This window comes from Aeromonas sp. QDB14 (assembly GCF_027707845.1).
GTDB lineage: Bacteria > Pseudomonadota > Gammaproteobacteria > Enterobacterales > Aeromonadaceae > Aeromonas > Aeromonas caviae.
Genome location: NZ_JAPCJD010000147.1, coordinates 1 through 3,404, shown reverse-complemented (window position 1 = coordinate 3,404; position 3,404 = coordinate 1). Strand labels below are relative to the sequence as shown.

Genomic DNA, 3,404 nt, shown 5'->3' with positions numbered 1-3,404 from the left:
GGGGCATGCAGTCGTGGCAAGCCCTCCGATGCCATATCGGCTCTTGAAGCTGGCTGAGGGTCATGGGTAATCAGGTTCGTCTATGACAATGACTCTGGTTACGCCCATTTGCTGCCGGTGCGGGAGAACAGCTTCTGGCTCGATGTGGTGCCACAAAAGCAGGAGAGCTACAGCTACATCAAGCGTTTGGTGCGCGACAAATTGGCCGAGTTTACCCAGGCCTATTCCCGGCTGTTCAGTGCCGGGGCCAAGAGCACCCTGATCGTCAATGCCATCAATCAGGCGAGTGCGGCAGAGCTCTTCCTCGGTTTGATCGAGCACTTCAAGCTGCGCAAAGAGCAGGCGATCGCCATTCATGTGAACTTCTACGATGAGCGGTTGCAATTCAATGACTTCGACCGCTTTGCCGAAACGGCCGCTTATGACGAGCTGAAAGCTTGGCTTGGCTTGAACACCACTGCGCTGCGTGCTGAGGCCGATATGCTGATCGACCTTATCCGCAGCCGTCTGACCTACAGCAAGTTCACCCTGCCCAACGAGCGTGAGCAGTTTGCCTATGCCCATCTGGCGTTCTTCCGCAACCAGGAGCCGGTAGAGTGCCATCCCATCAATACCGATGAAGCTCTGAGTGGTGTGCTGTGTGATGGCTTGATCGCCGGGGAAGCGGCCGAAACGAAAGGGGCGGCCTATTTCACCGCCTTTGGTCTGCGTGGCGTGCCCTATCAAGGGATACAGTCGCTGCGGGTGGCCCGCCTGCTGGGCAACCTGTGGCAACCGGCCAGCCAGAGCAATGCCCAGTATCTAGCAACCAGCCTGGGGCTGGCGGTCAGTGCCGATTTCAAGGCACTGCTGACCCGCTCTTATGACAGCGCACTGTGGACCACCATCATCGATCCCAAGGTGACCCTCGATTTCTTCACCAGTCAGCAGGATGTGGTGCTGATCCACTACTCGGATCAATACACCAGTGCGGCCGGTTATGACGCCATCACGGTAACCAAGCAGGTAGACCTCTTTAAACGCTTGCTGCAAAAAGAGGGTCACGGACAAGGGGAGACGCTGCTCACCGAATTCAATGCTTTCAACGGCGAGTGGCTGCTCAAGATGCTCACGGCCAACGACAAGGAGCGCAAAGAGAAGAACGGCATCATCGGTGCTTACAAGTTTGTCTCGGCCTTGTTGCGGCAATCCGATATCTGCTGGGTCCCCCTCTCCGTGGCCGAGATGATCCGCGTCTCCGGCAATGTTGGCCTCAAGATGAGCGACAGCGAGTTCTCCCGTCAGGTGCATGGGTATCGCAAAGGGGCCATTTCCGATGACGTGCTCTTTGTCGGCTTCAAGGGCAAGCAACTCTATTTGTTGCCTCTGGAGGTCAAGACCGGTGTCAGACCTGACTTTGCCTATGCCGGGCAACAGGCGTTGGAGCTTAAACGTTACCTGATGGAAGAGGTGCTTGGCCCCAATACTCTGGCTGCGCGGCTCTACCGTGGTCTCTTTATTCGTCAGGTACTGATGCAGGTCGACAAGCTTTGCCTCTATCAGGTGATGCAGCCGGCGCAGCTTGCACCGCTGCTGACCGAGCGGGAGTGGTGGCTTAAAGGGGAATATACCCTGGCCAGCGTGCCCGACTATCCCGAAGGCTTTGTGGTCGCCCATATCGAAAACGACAGCTTCTTTGTACCTCACTACCAGATGACCGAGCGGGGCGTATTGCAGGTTGAATTGCCTTATGCCTTGTTGGGAAGCCTTATTCAGGCCTGCAGCGCCCCTGCGCTTGATGAGTTGGTGACCCTGTGCCATGTAGAAAAACAATATCTGCTGGGGCCCAGAGAAGAGGTGGCTGAGCCTGAATCTGGCTCTCAACCGCAGCCAAAAGAAGGGGGCAATCAGGCGGTGGATATGGCGCTAGTGGCACCGGCCACTGATACCCAAAACACCGATCCGGTTACCCTAGTAGTGCTAGAAACCGGACTGACTATCGAGCCGACCGAGCCCATGCGTATCCTGTTTGGCCACGAGGCCTTGCGGCAAACGCCCCTCTATTGGGAGCCGACCAATACCGCCCGCTTTATGAATACCAATACCGGCATCATTGGCACCATGGGCACCGGCAAAACCCAGTTTACCAAGTCGCTGATCACCCAGCTGATGCGCCAGCAAGACAACAATGTCGAGGGGGCACGGATCGGCCTGCTGATCTTCGATTACAAATCCGACTATGTGGATGATGCTTTTAGCGAGGCCAACCAGAGCAAGCGGCTGCGGTTGTATCGCCTGCCGTACAATCCGCTCTCGCTCTATGGCGATATGCCGATGCTGCCGGTGCATACCGCGACCGGGTTTGCCGAGACCCTGGCCAAAGCCTTTGGCCTCGGGCCCAAGCAGCAGCTGCGACTGCGCAAGTTGATCCTCGATGCCTATGAGCTGGCGGGGATCAACAGAGCTGACGCCAGCACCTGGTCAAGGCCAGCGCCCACCTTGGCCCAGGTATGGGATCTCTATCTTGAGCAGGAGAAGGTGGAGGAGGACTCTCTCTACGCGGCGCTCGACTCGCTGGTCACTTACGAGATCTTCGAAACCATGCCGGATAAGGTGAGCTCCCTGTATGAGCTGCTCGATGGGGTGACGGTGATCGAGCTGGCGGGCTACTCACCCCAGATCCAGAACTTGGTGGTAGCCCTGACGCTGGATCTCTTCTATTCGCAGATGCAAAAGCGCGGCAAGCCGCAAGTAAACGGGGATTATCGCCAGATCACCAAGATGATCCTGGTCGACGAGGCCGACAACTTCATGTCGCAGGACTTCCCCAGCCTGCGCAAGATCCTAAAAGAGGGGCGCGAGTATGGTGTAGGGGTGATCCTCTCAACCCAGGACTTGAGTCACTTTAAAACCGGGGAAAACAACTACGGCTCTTATATTTTGACCTGGGTGGTGCATCGCGTCGCCGAGATCAAGAATGCTGATATCAAGGCCATCTTTAATAAAGATGATAAGACCGAGCAAGAACAATTAATGGAAACCATCCGCAAGCTGGATAAACACTTTAGTCTCTATATCGATGGAGATAAAAAGGTATCTATGATGCGGGATAGGGCATTTTGGGAATTATAAACTAAATAGCTGTTCCGAATAGTAGATCACCGGAGGAAGGGAACTCAGTCCAGTTTGTGCGATCTGATTAGTCGCTAAACAAAACAAGCCACACCCAAAGGACTGAGTTGATGCCTATCCTACCACCTCTGCCACGACCACAACGGCGCCGCATTCACAAAATCATCCATGCCACCCGTGATAAAGGACATGCTCGTCGCTTGATGGCCATCTTGCTGTTACATGAAGGACGCACGATCACCGATGTTCATCACCTTACCGGCGCTGCGCGCTCGACCATCGGTCGTTGGCTT

The 3,404-nt window shown here is 55.5% G+C and carries 1 protein-coding gene and 1 pseudogene; both read left to right on the top strand.

Translation table 11 applies throughout. The features are described 5' to 3' along the window. Positions 1-69: 69 nt before the first annotated feature. Entirely contained in the window at positions 70-3,111 is a 3,042-nt protein-coding gene (dptH, locus tag PG887_RS21955) for a DNA phosphorothioation-dependent restriction protein DptH (RefSeq protein WP_270822911.1), read from the top strand. 110 nt (positions 3,112-3,221) lie between these two features. Then, positions 3,222-3,404: pseudogene (locus PG887_RS21950) on the top strand (IS630 family transposase); the annotation flags it as partial.